Origin of the sequence: Psychrobacter sp. TB55-MNA-CIBAN-0194, from assembly GCF_040309505.1 — a bacterium.
Taxonomy (GTDB): Bacteria; Pseudomonadota; Gammaproteobacteria; order Pseudomonadales; family Moraxellaceae; genus Psychrobacter; species Psychrobacter fozii.
Window position 1 is genome coordinate 1 of the sequence record NZ_JBEOOW010000092.1, and the last position, 325, is coordinate 325.

The following is a 325-nucleotide window of genomic DNA, read 5'->3' on the forward strand; positions in this document are numbered from 1 at the left end:
GTGCTGATTACGGGTTTTATGATGTGGCTTGAATGGCGTGCCAACCCAGCGGCGCGCTATGCTAAAAAGCTGAGTCGTCAATCCGTTCAACGTCAATCGACCATAGGATAGAGGAGAGATACTATGGATTGGAATTGGCAGGTTATTTTTGAGCATATCCCTGACTTACTAGGCGGCGCGGTTTTGACCGTTCAGCTTGTGGTCATCTCAGGTATTATAGGACTGTTCTTTGGTCTGATTTTAGCGCTGTTACGACTGTCTAAAAATTGGGTGGTACAGATACTGCCCTTTTTATATATCTTCTTTTTCCGTGGCACGCCACTAC

At 45.8% G+C, this 325-nt stretch carries 1 protein-coding gene; it reads left to right on the forward strand.

Features of this window, described 5'->3' with window-relative positions:
• Positions 1–123 precede the first annotated feature (123 nt).
• A partial coding sequence (locus AAEY75_RS14385) for an ABC transporter permease subunit (RefSeq protein WP_352259940.1) occupies positions 124–325 on the forward strand: 202 nt, incomplete at its 3' end.